The 19,862-nt window shown below is 57.4% G+C and carries 17 protein-coding genes; 11 read left to right on the forward strand and 6 right to left on the reverse strand.

Translation table 11 applies throughout. The features are described from left to right. The 8 genes from licT (at nucleotide 1) to QWJ34_RS06725 (ending at nucleotide 9,781) form a co-directional block, all read left to right on the forward strand. Entirely contained in the window at nucleotides 1–840 is an 840-nt protein-coding gene (gene licT, locus QWJ34_RS06690; RefSeq protein ID WP_302726300.1) for a BglG family transcription antiterminator LicT, read from the forward strand. 102 nt (nucleotides 841–942) lie between these two features. Then, entirely contained in the window at nucleotides 943–2,205 is a 1,263-nt protein-coding gene (locus tag QWJ34_RS06695; protein WP_302726301.1) for a serine hydrolase domain-containing protein, read from the forward strand. 122 nt (nucleotides 2,206–2,327) lie between these two features. Further along, nucleotides 2,328–3,380, forward strand: coding sequence for a hypothetical protein (locus QWJ34_RS06700; RefSeq protein WP_302726302.1), 1,053 nt, complete (start codon nucleotides 2,328–2,330; stop codon nucleotides 3,378–3,380). A 154-nt stretch (nucleotides 3,381–3,534) separates the two neighbouring features. Continuing rightward, a complete protein-coding gene (locus QWJ34_RS06705) occupies nucleotides 3,535–4,554 on the forward strand; it encodes a LacI family DNA-binding transcriptional regulator (RefSeq protein WP_302726304.1) in 1,020 nt (339 codons plus the stop codon). 158 nt (nucleotides 4,555–4,712) lie between these two features. Further along, a complete protein-coding gene (locus QWJ34_RS06710) occupies nucleotides 4,713–5,690 on the forward strand; it encodes an ABC transporter permease (RefSeq protein WP_302726305.1) in 978 nt (325 codons plus the stop codon). A 50-nt stretch (nucleotides 5,691–5,740) separates the two neighbouring features. Beyond that, nucleotides 5,741–6,628 (forward strand): carbohydrate ABC transporter permease, encoded by an 888-nt coding sequence (locus QWJ34_RS06715; RefSeq protein ID WP_302726307.1) that lies wholly within the window; start codon nucleotides 5,741–5,743, stop codon nucleotides 6,626–6,628. A 61-nt stretch (nucleotides 6,629–6,689) separates the two neighbouring features. Further along, on the forward strand, nucleotides 6,690–8,330 hold the full coding sequence (locus tag QWJ34_RS06720) for a type 2 periplasmic-binding domain-containing protein (RefSeq protein ID WP_302726308.1): 1,641 nt from the start codon (nucleotides 6,690–6,692) through the stop codon (nucleotides 8,328–8,330). Nucleotides 8,331–8,422: 92 nt separating this feature from the next. Continuing rightward, the gene (locus tag QWJ34_RS06725) at nucleotides 8,423–9,781 is read left to right on the forward strand and encodes a glycoside hydrolase family 30 protein (protein WP_302726309.1); all 1,359 of its coding nucleotides are present in this window, start codon (nucleotides 8,423–8,425) and stop codon (nucleotides 9,779–9,781) included. A gap of 161 nt (nucleotides 9,782–9,942) precedes the next feature. On the opposite strand, the gene QWJ34_RS06730 is transcribed toward QWJ34_RS06725, so the two are convergent. The 4 genes from QWJ34_RS06730 to QWJ34_RS06745 form a co-directional block, all read right to left on the reverse strand. Further along, complete coding sequence (locus tag QWJ34_RS06730; RefSeq protein ID WP_302726311.1) at nucleotides 9,943–10,944, reverse strand: LysR substrate-binding domain-containing protein; 1,002 nt, start codon at nucleotides 10,942–10,944, stop codon at nucleotides 9,943–9,945. A gap of 243 nt (nucleotides 10,945–11,187) precedes the next feature. After that, nucleotides 11,188–12,018 (reverse strand): carbohydrate ABC transporter permease, encoded by an 831-nt coding sequence (locus QWJ34_RS06735; protein WP_302726313.1) that lies wholly within the window; start codon nucleotides 12,016–12,018, stop codon nucleotides 11,188–11,190. Then, nucleotides 12,018–12,890 (reverse strand): carbohydrate ABC transporter permease, encoded by an 873-nt coding sequence (locus tag QWJ34_RS06740; RefSeq protein WP_302726314.1) that lies wholly within the window; start codon nucleotides 12,888–12,890, stop codon nucleotides 12,018–12,020. The genes QWJ34_RS06735 and QWJ34_RS06740 overlap by 1 nt, the downstream gene beginning before the upstream one ends. 122 nt (nucleotides 12,891–13,012) lie before the next feature. Continuing rightward, entirely contained in the window at nucleotides 13,013–14,341 is a 1,329-nt protein-coding gene (locus tag QWJ34_RS06745) for an ABC transporter substrate-binding protein (RefSeq protein ID WP_302726315.1), read from the reverse strand. Between the two features lie 367 nt (nucleotides 14,342–14,708). Between QWJ34_RS06745 and QWJ34_RS06750 the strand changes: the two genes are divergently transcribed. Genes QWJ34_RS06750 through QWJ34_RS06760 form a run of 3 tightly spaced genes read left to right on the forward strand, consistent with a single transcriptional unit; the run spans nucleotide 14,709 to nucleotide 18,447 of the window. Beyond that, the gene (locus tag QWJ34_RS06750; protein ID WP_302726317.1) at nucleotides 14,709–16,490 is read left to right on the forward strand and encodes a sensor histidine kinase; all 1,782 of its coding nucleotides are present in this window, start codon (nucleotides 14,709–14,711) and stop codon (nucleotides 16,488–16,490) included. 44 nt (nucleotides 16,491–16,534) lie between these two features. Continuing rightward, entirely contained in the window at nucleotides 16,535–18,178 is a 1,644-nt protein-coding gene (locus tag QWJ34_RS06755; protein WP_302726318.1) for a response regulator, read from the forward strand. A 41-nt stretch (nucleotides 18,179–18,219) separates the two neighbouring features. Continuing rightward, nucleotides 18,220–18,447 (forward strand): hypothetical protein, encoded by a 228-nt coding sequence (locus tag QWJ34_RS06760; protein ID WP_302726319.1) that lies wholly within the window; start codon nucleotides 18,220–18,222, stop codon nucleotides 18,445–18,447. Here the strand turns inward: QWJ34_RS06760 and QWJ34_RS06765 are convergent. Together QWJ34_RS06765 and QWJ34_RS06770 are read right to left on the reverse strand one after the other, a co-directional pair. Further along, nucleotides 18,426–19,217, reverse strand: a complete 792-nt coding sequence (locus QWJ34_RS06765) for an SDR family NAD(P)-dependent oxidoreductase (RefSeq protein ID WP_302726321.1) — start codon at nucleotides 19,215–19,217, stop codon at nucleotides 18,426–18,428. The two genes, QWJ34_RS06760 and QWJ34_RS06765, sit on opposite strands and share 22 nt — an antisense overlap. Before the next feature lie 207 nt (nucleotides 19,218–19,424). Next, a complete protein-coding gene (locus tag QWJ34_RS06770; protein ID WP_302726323.1) occupies nucleotides 19,425–19,853 on the reverse strand; it encodes an ArsR/SmtB family transcription factor in 429 nt (142 codons plus the stop codon). Between the last annotated feature and the right edge of the window lie 9 nt (nucleotides 19,854–19,862).

The raw sequence follows: 19,862 nt of genomic DNA on the forward strand, positions 1-19,862 counted from the left end.
ATGCGGATTATCAAAAAGCTGAACAACAGCGTGGTCATCGCGACGGACGACGAAGGCCGGGAAACAGTGGTCATGGGCAAAGGAATCGGCTGCAATTACGAGATGGGCAGCGTGCTGAGCCAAGGCGACGTCGAGCGCGTATTCGTGCTCAAAGACGAGAAAACGTCGAGCGATGTAATCCGGCTGTCGCGCGATATCCCGGACGTGTATTTCGACGTGTCCAGCCGGGTGATCCGCTGCGCCAAACGAACGCTCAAAGCGGAGTTGAACGAGCATATTTATGTGGCGCTGACCGATCATATTTACTTCGCCGTGCAGCGGCACAAGCAGAATGTCGTCGTGCAGAACCGGCTGTTGTGGGAAGTGAAAAAGTTCTACCCGGAAGAGTTCAAAATCGGCAAATACGCGCTCAACGTGCTGCTGGAGGAACTGAATATCGTGTTTCCCGAGGAGGAAGCCGGCAATATCGCGTTCCATCTCGTCAACGCCCAGCAGTCGTCCGACGATAATATGGCGCTGAGCACAAGAATTACCGGCGTGATCAAAGACATCCTGAATATCGTTTCGTACCAGTTCGGCATCGCGCTCGACCACGAGTCGCTGAATTATTCGCGCTTCGTCACCCATTTGCAGTACTTTGCGCAGCGCCTGATCGAGAATATGGAAGTTGAACGCGACGAAGGCTTTTTGTACGACCAGGTCCGGAGCACTTACGTCAAAGAGTTCGAGTGCGCCGGACGGATTCGGAAATATATCGAAAAAAATTTCGACCGCACCATCTCCAATAGCGAGCTGATCTACCTGACGATCCATATCCACCGGGTGGTGAATCGGAGCTAGAGATTAGAGTGCTCGAACGGTTCCGAAGCTTCTTTTTCAAAAGTCAAACGCAACCCGGGCCCTCCTCTCGCGTATTAACCCGAGACAAGGAGGGCTTTTTATATGGAGTCGGTTAGGCATATGCTGGAAAACAACAAGAAGATCGCGCGCTGGGCCGGGCTTGCGGATCATTCGCCGTCGATCGGCTGGATCGTCCGGGGAGAGAAGTTCGTCTGGACGCCCGAAGCTGACGAAACGGCGGCGTCTTCCGGGAACGAATCGCAGGCGCAGTACGAGATCGGTTCGATCACCAAGACCCTGACTGCCTTCTTACTGGCGAACGGAGAACGGGAAGGGCTGTGGAACGCTTCGGATTCGCTCAGCGAAGGGATTCCGGAGCTGGAGAGCAGCGAGTTTGCCCGGCAGACGACGCTGCGCGAGCTGGCGACGCATACGTCCGGGCTTCCGAGACTGCCGCAGAACGCAATCCTCTCCATGAAGCAAGGCAAAGCCAATCCTTACGCGGGTTATCTTGACGAGCATCTGCTGGAAGCGGTGCGCGCCGAACAAGTAAAAATCAAAAAAAAGCACCAGTACTCCAACTACGGCTTCGGGCTGCTCGGCTGGATACTGGCCCGCCGCAGCGGAGTTGCGCTGCGGAATATGCTTGCGCAGGAGCTGTTTGTTCCGCTGGGCATGAACGGCAGCGAGCTTTACAGCCGCAAGCAGGCGGATACGGCGCCCGAGGCTGGCCGCAAGACGGCCGCCGAAGCGAAGGCCGTCGGAGCGCGGGAATCGTCTCGCGCGCAGGCGCCGCCTGAACAGGGATCGCCGGCCGGCAATCCGTTCGAGCTTACCGATGCCCGCAAGCAAAGAATGCTTGCGCAGTCCGGCGAGACGGCCGAACGTCTGAGGGCCGATCTGTCCCTCGTTTCGGGCTTCGCGCCCGGCGGCAAGCCGACGCCGCACTGGGATTTCACTTCCGCGATGGCGGGAGCCGGAGCGGTCCGCTCCACGCTGCCGGATATGCTGACGTATCTCGAAGCGCAGCTCGGGCAGCATCCGGGCGGCGCTTCGCTGGAGCCGGCTTTCCTGGACTGCCAGACCGAGCAGGCGTCGGTCGCCCCGTCCAAAGGCGTAGGCATCGGCTACGCCTGGATGCGCTCGATGCGCGGCGACGGAACCGTGACACACTGGCACAACGGCGCGACCTACGGCGCCAGCAGTTTCGCGGCGTTCAACCGCGATCTGCAGTCGGGCTTCGTGATTCTGTCCAATCGCGGGATAAGTCTCGGCGGACAGCTCAAGCAGATGATCGGCCTGGGCGAGCTCGGCACGGACCGCGCCGCGCATCTCGTGGCGGAAACGCTGTTTAAGAACGAATAGCTTCCAGGCCTACGCGCCGCTCGACAATTAAAAAGGATATTGAGTTTCCAAATTTCCTTGTTTGTGTAATGAGAAAAGAATGAATAAAAACCCCCATTTCTTATTACATAAGGAGGAATTACATGAACTCGTCCACATTCAACGTATTGAAAAAGCTTCCGACCGCCGCTCTCGCATCCGTCATCGTCTTCGGGACGGCGGCGTCTTCGCTGCCGTTCGCTCCGCACGTCTCGGCGGCGGAAAGTTCCGCCGCAGCCGTGGCTGCGCCTGATCTGAGCAGCTCGGAGAAAAAGGAACTGATTGCGCTGGTCAATGCTTCGATTGATTCGCAGCTCGAATTCTCGCAAACATCGGATCATTTTGAATATTGGACGCTGTCCGAGGCGCAGAACCAGGCGCTTAAAGTGCTGGCGAATCCGAACCCGACTTCGGCGCAGCTGTCTTCCGCTCTGCGCAAGCTGGAAAGTGCGAGATGGACGTACGATTACCGGTACATCGACAACAAAAGCGAAGCATCGAGATCGGCGTCCAAACTGGCGCAGTACATTACGCACGGAGAACCGCGCGAAACGCTGAATTTGACCGCGGAACAAAATGCGATCCTCGATTTTCTCGACCAGTTTTTCGCATATCTGAATGGAGTGGGCGAAAGCAAGGAAGAGGCGGTTCGAGCTTACGAATACTACAGACTGGGTCTGGCCAAGCTTCCTTCCCTGGCACCCGTAGACCTGGCGCCGTATCGCAGCTCGCTGACCGAATACCGGGCCCGGATCGTCGCGCCGCTCGCTTCGCTGGCGCAGCTTAACGTCAACGTCGACAAGCGCGTAAGCGACTTCGAGCGTTCGGCGCAGTTCCTGCAGACTTTGCTGGACAACGGTCCTTACGACCGGTCCGTTTACCAGGCTGCCCGGCACGATGTGGAGATTTACCGCAATATCATTATCGATTCGGAGGAACTGGCCCGGGCGATCGCAAGAGCGGAGCAGCTGTTGGATTCGCCGAAAGGCGTCCAGCCCGGCCAGTATCCGGCTTCGTCGTTCGGCACGCTGAACCGGGCGATCAACCATGCGCAGCGCGTCCTGGAAACCGCCGGATCGGCGGAGGAATTGGATTACGAAGCCAGCTTTGTATTGGAGCGGGCGATGAATGTGTTCAAAAACAGCGTGAAGAAGTAAGTCGGCAAGAAGAGTGAAAAGAGCTTTGTTGCGCAAGCGCGAAGCTCTTTTTGATATTTTTGAATGTAAGCGTATAAAAAACCGCTTGCCCTGCCGCTCAACCTGTGCTATTTTAAATCCATAAAAACGTTTTTAGAAAAAGGAACCAAAAACTATGGCCAAAATTACGATTCGAGATGTCGCCAGGGAAGCGGGAGTATCGATCTCCACCGTATCGAACGCGCTGAACGATGTGGACGTGCTGAACCCGGCGACGAAAATGCACGTGCTGGAAGTGGCGGAACGGCTGAACTATATTCCGAATCTGAACGGAAAAATGCTGAAATCGGGCAAGACCATGATGCTCGGCTTCTTTACCACAAGCGTGGCGGGCCCTTACTTCTACAAACTGGTCGAGACCATGTCGCGCCAGTGCGAACGCCACGGCTACGGGCTGAACGTGTTCGTCACCAAAGACAAACACGTTATCATGAGCAATATACTCGGGCGGCGGGTGGACGGCGTCATCATCTACGAAGAGCTGAAGATCGACGAAGACGATATCGCCGTGATGGAGAAAGACCGGATCAAAGCCGTGTTTCTGGACCGGGAGTTCAAAGGCGAAACGATGGGCAGCGTGATCTTCGACTCGTATACGGCGGGCTACGAAGCGGCCAAGTACCTGATCGGGCTCGGACACAAGCGGATCGCGTATATCTCGGGCGTGGACACGATGTTCGACAGCGTGCAGCGGCGGGAAGGCTACCGGGCGGCGCTGCGCGAATACGGGCTGCCGCCGGACGACGATTATATCATCCAGGGCTACTTCGAAGAAGACAGCACGTTCAACGCGATCAAAGCGTTTATCCGCTCGTACGGGCACAAGCTGCCGGATGCGTTTCTGGCGGGCAACGACCTGAGCGCGATCGGCTGCATCCAGGCGCTGAAAGCCCACGGCTACGAGATTCCGACCGATATCAGCGTCGTCGGCTTCGACGATATCGATATCGCGCCGTACTTCTCGCCGCCGCTGACGACGGTGCGCAACCCTATCGCGCGGCAGGGCATTCTGGCGATCGACCGGCTGGTGGGCATGATCCGCGGCGAAGAAGAAGGATTGTCGCAGAAGCTGCCGGGCGAACTGATCGTGCGCGGTTCCAGCCACGTCAATATCGGCAGGGCGGATCGAAGGTAATCGGTCCGTCCCGGCTCCGGTGCCCGCTGCAAAAATGTAACCGTTAACATGAAGAGAGAAGAATGTGGATCAAATCGGCTCATTTTTTTTATCCGTCAATAAAAACGTTTTAATCAATTTGAAACACTCATCATAGTAAGCGGAAAGGAGCGGCTCATATGGCAAAATCGGCTTTGGCTTCGCCGGACGGTCAATCGGCGGGCAAGCCGTCGCTGAAGCGGCGGGCCAAAAATTTCGCCATCGATTATTTCAGGCAGTGGGAGCTGCAAACGATGGTACTGCCGGGCGTTATTTTCATGATCGTATTCTGCTTTATCCCGATTTACGGCCTGACGATCGCATTCAAAAGTTATACCGTCATCGATACGCTGGACAGCGCTCCGTGGGTGGGGCTGGAGAACTTCCGCATTATTTTATCCGACCGCTACTTCTGGGATTCCGTCGTCAATACGCTCGCGATCAGCTTCCTGAAGCTTGCGATCGGATTCGTACTTCCCATTGTGTTGGCGATCATGATCTACGAAGTGCGCTTCAGCCGGTTCAAAAAGTTCGTGCAGACCATCTCTTACCTGCCGCACTTCCTGTCCTGGATCGTGCTCGGCGGGATGCTGATTACCTGGTTCTCGACGACCGGCCTGCTGAACCAGCTGCTGATGGGGCTGGGCCTGATCTCGCAGCCGCAGAATATCCTGCTCGATCCGGGGAAATACTGGTGGATCGCCGTGCTGTCGGATATCTGGAAAGAAGTCGGCTGGGGCACGATTCTTTACCTGGCGATTATGGCGAAGATCGATCCGACGTATTACGAAGCGGCCAAGATCGACGGCGCGAGCCGGATGCGGCAGATCTGGAATATCACGCTGCCCAATATGAAGATGATTATCAGCTTGAACCTGATCCTGACGGTGAGCGGCCTGCTCGGCTCCAACCTGGACCAGACGCTCGTGCTGATGAATTCCCAGAACCGCCAAACGGCGGAAGTCATCAATTCCTACGTGTACCGCATGGGCTTGACGCAGGGCGATTTCTCGTACGCGACCGCGGTGGGCCTGGGCGTCTCGATCGTATCGGTGATCCTGCTCGTGACCGCGAACAAAGTCACCAGCAAGCTGAACGACAACCAATCCGTTTTGTAAAAAGATTCATATAAGACAGGAATCGGCGCAGCGCAAAGGAGGGCTTGGATGTGAACCGACAGGCGGTAAAAGGAGATCTGGACAGCCGGGTCTTCGATACGATCAATATGATTCTGCTGGGACTGTTCGCGGTCGTGATTATCGTTCCTCTCTGGAACGTCATCGTGTCTTCGTTCAGCTCCGGCCGGTCGCTCGCGGAAGGCGGATTCATCTTCTGGCCGACCGAATTTTCCCTGGAGAATTACCGCGCGGTGTTCAGCGACTCGAGCATCTGGCAGGCGTTCTTCATCTCCGTCGCCAAAACGGGCCTCGGCGTCGTCACGCACGTGTTCTTCTGCGCCATGGTCGGCTACGGCCTCAGCAAGCGCTACATAAGAGGGCGGAGACTGTACGTCGCGATGGGCGTGATTACGATGTTCTTCTCGGGCGGGATGATCCCGACCTATCTGCTGATCAAATCGTTGGGCCTGCTCAATACGTTCTGGGTGTACATCATCCCGGCGCTGCTTAGCTACTACGACGTGGTGATCCTGATGAACTTTTTCCGCAACGTGCCCGACTCGCTGGAAGAATCGGCGAAGATCGACGGAGCGGGCGACTGGCGCGTATTCCTCAGTATCTTTATTCCGCTGTCCATGCCCGCGATGGCGACGATTGCGCTGTTCAACGGGGTTTCGCAGTGGAACGACTTTATGACCACCAAGCTGTACATCACCGACCAGTCGCTGTATCCGCTGCAGATGCTGCTCTACGATATTATCGTCCAGTCGCAAACGCAGTCCATGCAAAATATCGGCGGATCCGCGATTATCGAAACGACGACCAAAGGCGTGCAGCTCGCTACGATCGTGATCACCACGCTGCCGATCGTCGCCATCTATCCGCTGCTTCAGCGCTACTTTATATCCGGCATGATGCTGGGCGCGGTGAAAGAATAGCAGATTGAACACAAGCGTGGATTCCCGGGCGTCCGCCTATTCGAATTGGAGGAGAACAAGTATGATCGCAAATAAAAACGTTTTAAGAAAAAATGGATTTAAATTCGGCGCGGCGGTACTGACAACGGCGCTGCTGCTGACCGGCTGCGGAGGAGGAGGTTCGGGAAAAGAAGCGGCGAAAGTTTCGCTGGAAAACCGTTACGAGCTCGATCCCGAAACGCCGGCCTGGAAGCTGGACAAGAAAGAAGAGCCGACGCAGCTGACCTGGTATGTGAACGCGGACTGGTGGAACACCGATTTCGGCAGCGACGTCGTGACCAAGAAGATCAAAGAAGACCTCAATATCGACATCAAATTCATTACGGGCGACGATACCAAGCTGAATACCTTTTTCGCCGGCGGAGACATGCCCGACCTGATTACCGTGTTCGACGCCAACTCCGCCGTTGCGCAGAAAGCCGCCAGTTGGGCGCTGCCGCTCGACGATCTGGCCGATCAGTACGATCCGTATTTCCGCAAAGTCGCCGCCGAAGACACGCTGAACTGGTTCCAGCTCAAAGACGGCAAGACTTACGGCTACCCGAACTACTCCAATACGCAGGCCAACTACGACGACGGCGAAATCCAGGCGACGACGGCGTTCGCGATCCGCCAGGATATCTACGAAGCGCTGGGCAAGCCGGAGATGGGCACGCCGGAGCAGTTCGAGAGCGTCATGAAAGAAATCAAAAGCAAATACCCCAAGCTGATTCCGTTCGGCTTCAACGCGATCGGCGAAGGCACGGGCTCGCTGGGCGATACGCTCCAGGACTTCCTCGGCGTGCCGCTGGAGACGGAAGACGGACAATTTTACAACCGGAATCTGGATGAAGACTACCTGGCCTGGGTCAAAGCGCTGAACACCGTGTACCGCAGCGGCGGCATCAGCGACGACAGCTTCGCGGACGACGGAACGGCATTCGAGGAAAAAGTGAAAGCCGGCAAATACGCGACGCTGCTGATCGGCGGTACGCCTCAGCTGAGCGGCAGTTTGCAAACGTTCAAAAGCGCGCATCCCGATCAGGCTTATATGGCGATCGACGGTCCGCAGAGCACGGAAGGACGCCAGCCGACGCTCAATCAATCCGGCATTACCGGCTGGATGGTCAACTATATTACCAAGCAGTGCAAAGACCCGGCCAAAGCGATGCAAATCTTTACGTACCTGCTCAGCGACGAAGGGCAGATTCTGATGCAGTACGGAATCGAAGGCGAGACGTACAAGAAGAACGCGGACGGCAAGATCGAGCTGCTGCCGGAAGTCAACGATATGCGCCTGAACAACTCCGACCAGTATAAAAAAGAATACCGGATGAGCGAGTTCATGTTTTTCGGCCACGACAAATACGCGCTGCTGAGCGACAACGGATCTCCGGAATCGATCAAACAGATGCGGCAGTGGGGCGAAGGCAAGCTGGTGCCGCACTTCGTGCTGGAAAATATCAACCCGGACCAGGGCACGCCTCAGGCCCGCTCGCTGACCGCGATCAACACCAAATGGAACACGGCGCTCGTCAGCTTGATCCGCGCCAAAGACGACGCTTCGTTCGATGCGGTGCTTAACGATTACAAGTCGTTCCTCGACCAGAACGGCTGGGAAGACATCGTCAAAGTGCGCAGCGAGAAAATGGCGGCGAACCGCGAAAAGCTCGGTCTCAAGTGAGCGGGAAGAGCGAACAGAGCAAGTAAAGAAAGAAAAGCAAGCAGCACAAAGAAAATGCGTTTATCCGTCATCATTGAAAAGGAGGAGTGAACGTGCCTGGAATCAACATTTACCGCTCGAGCGGAGAAAACGAATTGTTTCGCGAAGTGACGCCGGAACGGATGGCGCAGGAAGCGGCCGGAGAGAAGCAGCCGGACGCGGCTTCGGCCGTCGTGACTTTGGATCCCGCGCGGCGCGGACAGCGTATGGACGGGTTCGGCGCTTCGTTTACCGACTCGGCCGCGTACCTGATCCATCAGGTGCTGGACGAGAGCAAGCGCGAAGAAGTCATGGTCAAGCTGTTCGATGCGGAGCGCGGAATCGGCCTGTCCGTACTGCGCAATCCGATGGGAGCGTCGGATTACGCGCGAAGCATCTACAGTTATAACGACCTGCCGGAAGGCGAAAGCGATCCGGAAATGGCGAAGTTCTCGATCGCACACGACGAAGAAGATATCATTCCGCTGCTGCAAACGGCGCTCAAGCTGAACCCCGCCGTCAAGCTGATGGCTTCGCCGTGGAGCGCACCGGGCTGGATGAAAAGCAGTGGTTCCATGCTGGGCGGACAGCTCAAGCCGGAGTATTACGCAGCATATGCGGAGTACTTTGTCCGTTATATCCAAGCGTTCCGGCAGCACGGACTGGATATCTGCGCGGTGACGCCGCAGAACGAATCGCTGTACGAACCGCTGCATTATCCGAGTATGCGGATGCCGGCATCCGTTCAAGCCGAATTTATCCGCGATCATCTTAAGCCGGCGTTCGTTCGGGCGGGAATCGATACGAAAATTCTGTGCTACGACCACAACTGGGACCGGCCGGATTATCCGCTCGAAGTACTGGAAGCAGCGCCGGACGCGGTGGACGGCGTAGCCTGGCACTGGTACGGCGGCAAGCCTGCGGCGCAGTCGCAGGTGCTGGAAGCGGCGCCGGGCAAAGAAGTACATTTTACCGAAGGCTCCGGCGGGGAATGGATTCCTCCGTTCGAGCAGGCCTTCTCCAATGTGATACGCACAGGGATCGAGATCCTGCGCAATCACAGCCGATCGTTCGTGCTGTGGAATATGGCGCTCGACGAACATAACGGCCCGACCGTGCCCGGCTTCGGCCGGAGTACCTGCCGCGGCATCGTGCAGGTGAACCAGGCCACCGGCGAACTGACGTATACGCTGGATTACTACGCGCTGGCGCATTTCAGCAAAGTCATCCGCCCCGGCGCGATGCGCATCGACTCGGACTGCGCGGACCTCGATATCCGCACAGCCGCGTTCGAGAACCCGGACGGCTCGCTCGGGATCGTGCTGTTTAACGACGGCGAAGAAACGTGTCGGGTCGCGTTGAACTGGCCGGACGGAGAGGAGTTGGAGTTCGCGATAAGCGGCAAAGAAGCGATTTCGGTGCTGCGGCGTTAACGTCTACGGAGCATCTTTTGAAAAATTAGATATAAGCAACACAGCAAAGCGCAGCCTCGGATATCGCGTTTCCGGCGGACTGCGCTTATGCTGCGATGATTTAGAGGATAATTCCCAACGCTCCCGGGCCTTACAGGGAGCATTTTTGAATGCGGCGGGATTCAGGCGTCTAACCCTGTCAGTTCGCGCCGCTCCCGCAGCAGTTCGATAAATACGTCCAGTGCCCGGTTGCGAAAAGCCGAAGCCGTAACAATCGAGCATTGACGGATATGCGGCAGTCCGGGAACGTCGAGGATGCACAGCTCCCCGCTGTTCAATTCCCGCCGAATCGCCCACTTCGAAAACAGGCCGATGCCAAGACCAGCGATGACCGCTTCCTTGACGGCCTGCATGCTGTTGAATACAAGGACCTCCGACGGCACTACGCCCAGCCCGTCGAGCGCTTCGTCGGCGGCTTCGCGGGTGCCCGAACCGGACTCGCGCAGTACCCAGGCACAGGCGCTCAGCGCTTCCGGCACGATCGGTTCGAGGAACGGCGAGCCGCTTCCGCTTTGCCGATCGATGCGATTCAGATCTTCTCGAAGGCGCAGATGGAAAGGATTATTCGGCGGCGCCGGCCATTCGCCTTCGCGCCTGGCAAGGGGATGTTCCGGCGAAGCCGCCAGTAATATACGGTCCTCGGCCAACGCTTCGGCATGAAGCTCTTTTAGGTCGCGCGGATGACCTTCGACAATTCCGATGTCCAGCTCGCCGGCGCGCACTTTGCTCGCGATAGAAGCGGTATTACCGATCGTCACGGAAGGGGCGACGTCGGGATAAGCGGCTTTCAGCCCGGCCACGGCGCGCGGCAAAATATATTCGCCGAACGTATAGCTGGCTCCGATGAAGAGAGGACCTGCTGCACGGCTGTCCAGATCGTCGATCCGCTTGCGCATCCGGGCATGCAAATCGAGGATTTCTTTGGCGTGCGCATAAACGATCTCGCCCGCTCTGGTCATGCGTACCTGTTTGTTATTGCGTTCCAACAGCTGCGAGCCGACCTCTTGTTCCAACGTGCGAATATGCTGGCTGACGGCGGGTTGGCTCATATGCAGCAAAGCGGCGGCACGGGAGAAATGTCCTTTTTCCGCGACTTTGACGAAAACGCGAAGCTGCTGCTCCATGTTGGTCCCTCCTTTTGCAAAAGTTATGTCAGGTATATGAATTTACTTATCATAATAATTATAAAACATCAATTTGCTTATATACAGTGTAAAAGAAGAGTAAAGTGGGGAGACAGGAGACAGGCGGGAAGTCAGCATTCCGGGAAAGCTATCGCATGCACTCGAATCGGAAAACAAAAAAACGAACCCCGATACCGATCGGAGTTCGCTTGGGCAGAGGACCTCGGACGGCGGACGGGCTTATCAGCCTTTAACCGCGCCGGCCGTAAGACCGCTCACAATATACTTTTGACAGAACAGGTACAGGATAAGCACCGGCAGCGAAGTCAGCACCAGATCGGCGAAGATCAGGTTCCAGTCGCGGCTGAATTTTCCGTAGAAGTTGTAGACCGACAAAGGCATCGTCCAGTCCGAGCTGTCCGTCAGGAAATACAGCGGAATCGTAATATCGTTCCAGACCGACATGAACACCATGATCGCCACCGTCGCGTTAACCGGCAGGATCAGCGGGGTTACGATCTTGAAGAACACGCCCAGCGTGCCCGCGCCTTCCAGAAACGCCACTTCGTCGAGCGCTTTCGGAATCGAACGGATAAAGCCGCTGTACAGAAACACGCTGAACGCCGTATTGAGCGACGCGTAGATCAGGATCACGCTGGTGATGCTGCCGTAGAAGCCGAACCACTGCACGACGCGAATCGTGGTGATCGTGGACATCGGCGCAATCAGTCCCATAAAGAAGAACATGTACAGCACGTTCGCCAGCTTCGTATCGCGACGCGTCAGGATAAACGCCGCGGCCGACGAAGTGAAAATGTTCAGGATACAGGAAACGCCGGTAATCAGCAGGCCGTTCCAGAACGCGCGGGCCAGGCCGCCTTCTTTGAACACCGTTACGTAGTTGGAGAAATGCCATTCGCTCGGCAGGCGCAGCGTAAACTTCATGACTTCGATATTGTTCATGAAGCTGCCGAAGATCATGACGAGCATCGGCAGGATGATAATGAGCGACATCAGGATCAGGAAGCCTTCGACCAGGTACGTCCGCAGGGCGAGTTTTCGAGTATAATTCATTATTCGGATACCTCCTTGCGGCGCATAAAGATCAGCAGCGGAATAGCGATAATCGTGACGGCGACGAACAGCAGCGTATTGACCGCCGTGCCCAGGCCCCAGCTGCCTTCGCCGAACGAACGCAGGATGATCGTACCGACGACCTGCGACGCGTTGCCCGGACCGCCGCCCGTCAGGACGAATACTTCGGAGAAGACTTTAAGCCCGCCGATCAGCGTCAGCATCAGGTTGATATTGAGCGCCGGGAGCAGGAGGGGAAGCGTGATGCTGCGGAAGCTTCTCCACGCGCCGGCTCCGTCGATCGTCGCCGCTTCGTAATAGTCTTTCGGAATCGACTGCAGGCCGGCCAGGTAGATCGCCATCTGGAAGCCGGCATGCTGCCAGACCGACACCGCGGCTACCGTCCAGATGACGATATGCGGATCGGTCAGCCAGTTGTGGCTCAGAAAGTCCAGGCCGACGGCGTTGAAGATCCGGTTGATCGTGCCTTCCGCGCGCAGCATGGGCGTAAACACGATGCTGATGACCAGGACGCTCAGGATCGACGGGGAATAGAACACGGCGCGGAGAATATTGCGCGTTTTAAGCCGCATATTGAGGCCGACCGCCAGCGCCAGACCGATCAGGTTTTTACCGATAACGGTCGCGACCGCGAAGATCAGCGTATTTTTGATAGCGAGAATCAGGGTCTTGTCCGTAAAAATGCGTTCGAAGTTGGCCCAGCCGATAAACTTGAGCCCGATGCGGTCGAGCCGCCAGTCGGTAAACGAGTAGTATAAACCGGCAATCGCCGGGACGACGAAAAAGATCGAATAGACAAGCAGTGCGGGCCAGACCAGGTAGTACGAGTATAGTTTTCTCGATATTTTCATCTTTTCACACTCCGATTCGCGCTAGGAGCAAACGGGGACCGCTGCCGGACCCCGCCTGCCGCTGAGCGCCTTTTTAAGCGTTTCTCTCTGCGGTTGCTTCTATTGAATTAGGAATCTTTAAATTAGAAACCTGCTTCGCCTTTATCCTGCATGAGTTGGGCGAATTTCGTATCCCAATCTTTGAGAACGCCCTGGGCGTCGATGCCGCCGGCGAATTCGTCCTGGAGCAGACGGTACAGTTCGCTGCGGTCGACCAGCATATGCGCGTCCACCGTCAGCACCGTTTTCTTCGGCGTGATGTAATTGTCCACGATCTCCTGCTTGTAAGCCGGCAGCTCTGGCGTCGTGACGTCGCTGAAGATCGAGACGTATTTTTGCTTGTCGACGATCGGCTGCGCCACATCTTTACGCGAGACGTAATCGAGGAACTTTTTCGCTTCTTCCATGTGCTTGGCTTTCTTCGGAATGAACAGCTGGCCGCCCAGCGGGCTGGCGCCGAGCTTGGCGTCCGGAGCGTACGGAATCGGGAACAGGCCCAGATTCATATCGGGATCGTTGTCGTTGACGTTCTGGATCAGCCAGTCGCCCATGAACATCATCGCGACTTCTTTGTTCAGGAATTTGCCCACCGCCATATCGTAGCTGTCGCTCAGAATATCGCCGTTGGTGTAGCCTTTTTCATAGATCTCGTACTGCTGCTGTAAAATGTTTGCGAATTCCGGCACATCCGACCATTTCTTCTTGTTGGCGTTGATATCGTCGAACAGCGTCGGATCGTTCTTGTCCGCGTAATCCGCAAAAGCGGCAGCCGGCCAAACGTTCGCGGCCCAGTTGTCTTTGTAAGGCATAAATACCGGGATAATGCCCGCGGCTTTGATCTTTTCGCACACGGCGAGGAACTCGTCGTAGTTGGTCGGTACGGTCAGGCCCAGTTCTTTGAAAATATCTTTGTTGTACACGACGCCCTGCATGCCTGTGTCCTGGCTGACGTGGAAGCTGTAGACGTGGCCGTAAGCCGACAGCACTTCTTTGTTCTCCAAACGGCTTACCCACGGCTCGTCGTCGAGGATCTCGAAGTTGCGCTCCAGGTTGAGGTCGGTCGTGGCGCTCGCCAGGTTGTACTGGACAATATCAGGCGTCTCGTCGACGGCCAGCTTCGTTTGCAGCACCGTCGCCGTTTGCTCGGCCGGGAGCAGTTGGAGATTGACTTTGATGCCCGTTTCTTTTTCGAAAGCGTCGAGCAGGTCCTGCTGCACAAACGCCGAGTCCTGCGAACTTTTGGAAATCGCCAGTTCGATCGTCGCTCCGCCGCTCTTGCCGCTGTCCGTGCTTCCTCCGCCTCCGGCCGCCGTCGATCCGCCCGGCGAAGCGTTGCCTCCGCACGCCGCCAGCGAGAACGCCATCACACCGCCCAGCACTCCTGTCGCAATTCTTTTCATCTTTCGGTTCATTTTATCGCCCCCTGTAAATGATCTAACGGATAAAAAGTTCTGTTTCTCGAATTGAATCCGCTTACAGGAATTGATTATAGAGGGGAACGCGTTGAAGAGCCATGTCCGGGATTTACTCTTTTGGGGTAATATACTGAACTCGACTGAACCGGATGGGACTAATTTGTCCTATCCGGTTCAGTCAGAGAGGGAGAGCGAAGCTTGAAAGAGGGAAGGGCTCATATCCCTTCCTTCTTTCAAGCGGGTATAAGCTCGACCGAGCGAATCGGAAGGGTTCACCCTCCCAACCGCGCATCCGCTGCGCCCTTGTCCGTTTCCGAAAATGATTGTACAGTAGGAGAATCAACGGGCCGGGGAGGATGCAGAGGTGTTTTTCGGCAAAATCAAAATCGGCGGCGCCCAGGCCAGTCTGCAAACGAAGTTTCTGGTCGCGTTCGCGGGACTGCTGGTGATCGTGCTCGGCAGCTTCGCGATCTACGTCAACCAAATGGTGATTCACCCGCTGAGAGAGCGCAGCGAAAACGAAATGACGCTGGCCGCGGCCAAGATCAGCGATCAGCTGAATCTGTATGTGGGCGGTCAGAACCAGCTGTCGCAGCGTATACTGTCCAACTCCAATATGTTCACGCTGATGCCGCTTGGCGAGTATTCCAGATTGTCGGTGGAAGGACTTTCGCGCAGCCGCAGACTGAGGGAAATCATGTTCCAGGCGATCGGGCCGAGCATGAATATCGAGGATGTGGCGGTGTACGATCTGCGCGGCGGACTGCTGACTTCGTATATCGGTTCGGCGGGGAATCTGGCGTCGCTGACGCCGTTTCTGGAGCAGAGCGTCAGACTGACGAGCTGGGCTGAAAACGGTTACGCGCTGTATCGTCCGTCTGCGGACCGCGTGTTTTTTATCCGGGCGATCATGAACCAGAACGGCAAAATCTTCGGCTATCTGACGATCCAGCTCCAGCAGGAGGTTTTACGACGCTCGGCGGCCGCCGGCAATTCCGGCAGCGACGTTTATGTGCTCGATTCGGAGCGGCAGCTCGTTTACGCGTCAAACCGGTCGGACGAGGAACAAAGCGCCGCGCCGTCGTTCAAGATCCCCGCGGCGCGAAGCGGCGTATATGTGAACGAAGCCGCGGATTACGTAGCGTTCAACCGTTCGGACGAAACCGGATGGACGACGTATACCGTGACGCCCAAACAGGTGGTGCTCGGTCCCGTCAATTCGGTAATGACCGTTTCCATGCTGCTGATGGCGGCGCTGTTTTTGTTTTCGGCCGCTTATATTTATTTCTCCGCCCGCGGCTTCCTGCTGCCCGTGCGCAAGCTGCGAAGACAGATTCTGCGCATCAATTACAGCAATATGGACACGCGGGTCGTGACGCCTTCGTCGAACAACGAACTGCTGCTGCTGAACGAAGCGTTTCAGGGACTGCTGGACCGGCTTCAAGTCTCGATCGAGCGGGAGAAGCTGGCCGTGCACGAAGAAGCGATTGCGCGCAACTCGGCTTTGCAGGCGCAGATCGCGCCGCATTTTATCCATAACACGCTGTACCTGATCAGCATCGCCGCGCAGGAAGGCAAGAACGACGCGGTATCGGAAATGTGCAAACACTTATCGGACAGTCTGCGCTATATCGTGTCTTCGCCGTACCAGCACGTCAGCCTGACGCAGGAGCTGGAGCATACCAAGCATTATCTGGCGCTGCTGCACCATAACTACGAAGACGATCTGAAATGGAGCATCGACGAAGATTCCGCGTTTGACTCGATCCGGCTGCCGCGGCTGGTGATCCAGCCTTTTGTGGAGAACTGTATCGAACATGCGTTTAAGGAAGCGGACGCGCCGTGGCGGATCGAGGTGCGGGTGAAGCTGTACAACGGGCTCTGGGCGCTGGAGATTCGCGACAACGGAGACGGGTTCGAACCGGAGACGATCCGCGAGATTCTCGGTCTGGTGCGATCCGCAGAAATGTCGGGCGGGGAGGAACCGCGCGAAACGGGGTTCGGCCGGATGGGCATCGTCAATACCGTGCATCGCATGCAGCTGATGTATAAAAACCGGCTGTTCTTCAATATGTACAACCATTCCGACGACGGCGGAGGAGCGGCTGTTCAGATTATCGCTTCGCTGACGGAGGACTTTTATTGAAAAAAAGCGGAGGAGCAAAGCCGCATCGAAAAGGAGGAAGCTTGATGTACAGCGCCATGATCGCGGAAGACAGCAAGCCGATCCTGCGCAATATCCGGGCGCTGATCGAGGCGGCGGGACTGCCGGTCGAAGTGACGGCGACCGCTTCGAACGGACTGGAAGCGCTGGAACTTCTCAAACAAAAACACACGGATATCCTGCTGACGGATATTCGTATGCCCAAACTGGACGGGCTCGGCCTGATCGAGCGGGCCAAAGTGATCAATCCGCGGCTGCAGGCCGTGCTCATCAGCGGCTACAGCGACTTCGACTACGCGCGCCGCGCGCTGAATTTGCAGGCGTTCGACTACCTGCTGAAGCCCGTGGAGCAGGGGCAGCTCAGCGAGGTGCTGCAAAGGCTGCTTGCGCAATTGCAGGAGCAGCAGCAGAGCGACCGCAAGCTGCTGGAGGGCGTAGTCGCGCCGGACTACCTGGCGGACATGCCGCTGGACGCGGAGCTGTGCGCCGGGCAGTGGCGCGTCCTGCTGCTGCGCGAACGGCCTTTCGCGCCGCAAGACGCGCGCGGCTGGAGCGCCGCGCGCATCGCCGGCGCGCTGAAGCCGGCGCAGCCGCGCCCCGGCGGCGCGGCGCAGGTCCGGGTGCTGCCGACGCCGCGCCCGGGGCAGTTCCTCGTGCTGGCCGGCGAGGCCGCACTTGCAGACCTGGCTTCCGCCTCGGAGCAGGCGGAACACGGCGCTTCCTCTGCCGTGGACCCGGCAGAGGCGGCCGTCTGCGCGGCGCTTGAAGCGGGCGGCATGCCGGCCGCCGCGCTGGCCGCGCCCCAGCCGGCGGGGCTGCGCGCGCTGGCGGCCGTGTACGGGAAGCTCGAGCGCGAACTGCGCGAGCGGCTGACCGTTAGCGGGCATTTAGCCTCGCCGGGCCGCGGCGAGGCGGAGCACGGCGCGCCCGACCGGGGCGCGCCGGCGGGCGAAGCCGCGAAGCTGGCGGCGCAGGCGCAGCTCGCCGAGCTGATCGCGCAGCGGCAGAAAGAGCGCTTTCTGCTGCTGCTGCGGCAGAGCCTGCCGTACTGGCTGGATGCCGGCGCGCGGCTGGCCGAGCTGGAGCGCTTCGTCCGCTTTCTGGCGGACGCGTTCGGGGCTTCCGCGCCGGCGGACGAAGCGGCGGAGCCGCGCGGCGACTGGCCGGAGCCGCGCGGCGACTGGCCGGAGCCTGCGCGGGCGGATTCCGGCGAAAGCGATGCCGCCGGGATGCTGTTTGCCGCAGGCAGCGCGGAAGCGTTCGCCGAAGGGCTGCAGGCCTGGGCGGCGCGGCGCTTCGACGCCCTGCATGAGCCGGGCAAGCGCGGCGGGGAAGAGCTGCATGCTCAGATCGACCGCTATCTGAGGCAGAATCTGTACGCGCAGCTGTCCATTACGGACGCGGCACAGCAGTTTCACGTCAGTCCGTCTTATATCAGCCGGATCATCAAACGCTACACCGGCAGCACATTCGTGCATCATTATATGCAGCTCAAGATCGACGAAGCCCGCCGTCTGCTGGCTTCCGGACCGGACGTCAAAGTCAAAGACGTCGCCGACGCGCTCGGCTTCGGCGATCCGCATTATTTCTCCAAAGTGTTCAAAGAATACGCCGGGTGCAGCCCGACCGAGTACAAAGAAACCTGGACGGAAGAAGCGGGCCGGATCTAGGATATTGACTTTACGCCCTAAACGAAAAGGAGGTGCAGACCATGAATCAAAACGACGCGGCCCGCGAAGGCGCCAAAATGCTGGCGGGCAATCTGTACTGGTTCAGCCTCGGCATGGGCATCCTGCTGCTGATATACGGCATTTACGTGATCTGGCCCAAAGCCTATACGCGCCGAAGCCCGGCCAAAACGCTCGGTGGCGTTCTGTGCGCGGGCTTCGGATTGATTTTGCTCATAAACGGACTGCTTCAAGCTTTCCCATTCGGCTGAAATAAACGCGCCGCGTAATGGACGATCAGCCGGCGCGGAAAAAGGCGGGGGAGCTGGCCGGTCCAGTAATTGCTTCGGCCCGCGATCCGGTAGTGACGCTTCCGGTCGACCGCCTGGAAAGCCGCGCGTACCACGTCGACCGGTTCCATTCGTTTGCCTTTAAGATCGTCGGAGCCGGAAACCTGGTGAAACGAGCTTTTCGTTTCGCCCGGACACAGCGCCAGAAACTGCACGCCGCTGCCTTGATTCTCGGCCCACAGCGCTTCGGTGAACGACAGCACATAACTTTTGGTCGCGCCGTACACAGCCATATAAGGCGTAGGCTGAAAAGCGGTCATGGACGCGACATTGATTACAAGTCCGCTTTGCTGAAGCAGCATAGGCTGCATAAAACGATGGGTCAATTCGGTCAAAGAAACGATATTCAGCTGGATTTCCTGCACGATACGCGAAGCGTCGATACGGTCGAAGCGGCTCAGCGTGCCGAATCCGGCATTGTTGATCAAGATATCGACCCTCAGCTCCTTCTGTCGTACTTCGGCCCACAGCCGTTCGGCCGCTCCGCTTTGCGAGAGATCGACCGGAATCGCGGCTGCGTTTACCCCGTGTTCGAAGCGAAGGCGTGCGGCCAGCTCTTCCAGCTTGTCCACGGATCGCGCCGCCAGAATCAGCGAACACCCTTTCCGCGCAAGCTCCTCCGCAAAACATTTCCCGATCCCCGACGAAGCGCCCGTAACCAAAGCCGTTTTTCCCCGATAAACAAAATTCATTCCCTATCTCCTCCTGAATAATCAAATGATTAATCTTTTAAACATTTAGACTAAAGAATCGCAATAAAAGACTCTCGATCGGGGCGTGCATCGAACTTTTCCTGTCTTCCGCTTTTCTTTTTTACTCGATCGGCCGGATAGGCTGTTCGAATAAGCGGAAAACGCGGTCGGAACGGCAGGTCTGGAACTACGCCCCGGTAAAGTCTTTTAGTCCGATTCCTTCGGCAGCGGACCGGATAGACGTTCGTACGTTTTATCCGGATCGTTTTCCAGCGCTTCCACGGCATCGAGCAATCTTCTGAGCCGGATCACGATCGAGTCTTCGCGCGTCAGGGAGTAGTAGACTTCGGTCGCTTCTTTGCGGGAATCGAGGACTCCGGCCTGTTTCAAGATCTTGAGATGGTGAGAAATCGCGGGCCGCGACAAACGGGAACGCTCCACGACTTGCGAAACGTTGAGGCGCTTGTCCAGCATGAACATCATCAGGATATCCTGCCGGTACGGGTCGGCGAGCGCTTTTAAAATATCGGTGGAATTTCGCAGCTCCGCGAGAATCGCCTGTTTTTTGGCAAGCAGTTGAGGGTGGATCGGCGTACGGTTATCCACGGTGGAATCGAAATCCATGTTGTCCGGCATAGTCGGTCA

Source organism: Saccharibacillus sp. CPCC 101409, assembly GCF_030518235.1.
In the GTDB taxonomy this organism is placed as follows: domain Bacteria; phylum Bacillota; class Bacilli; order Paenibacillales; family Paenibacillaceae; genus Saccharibacillus.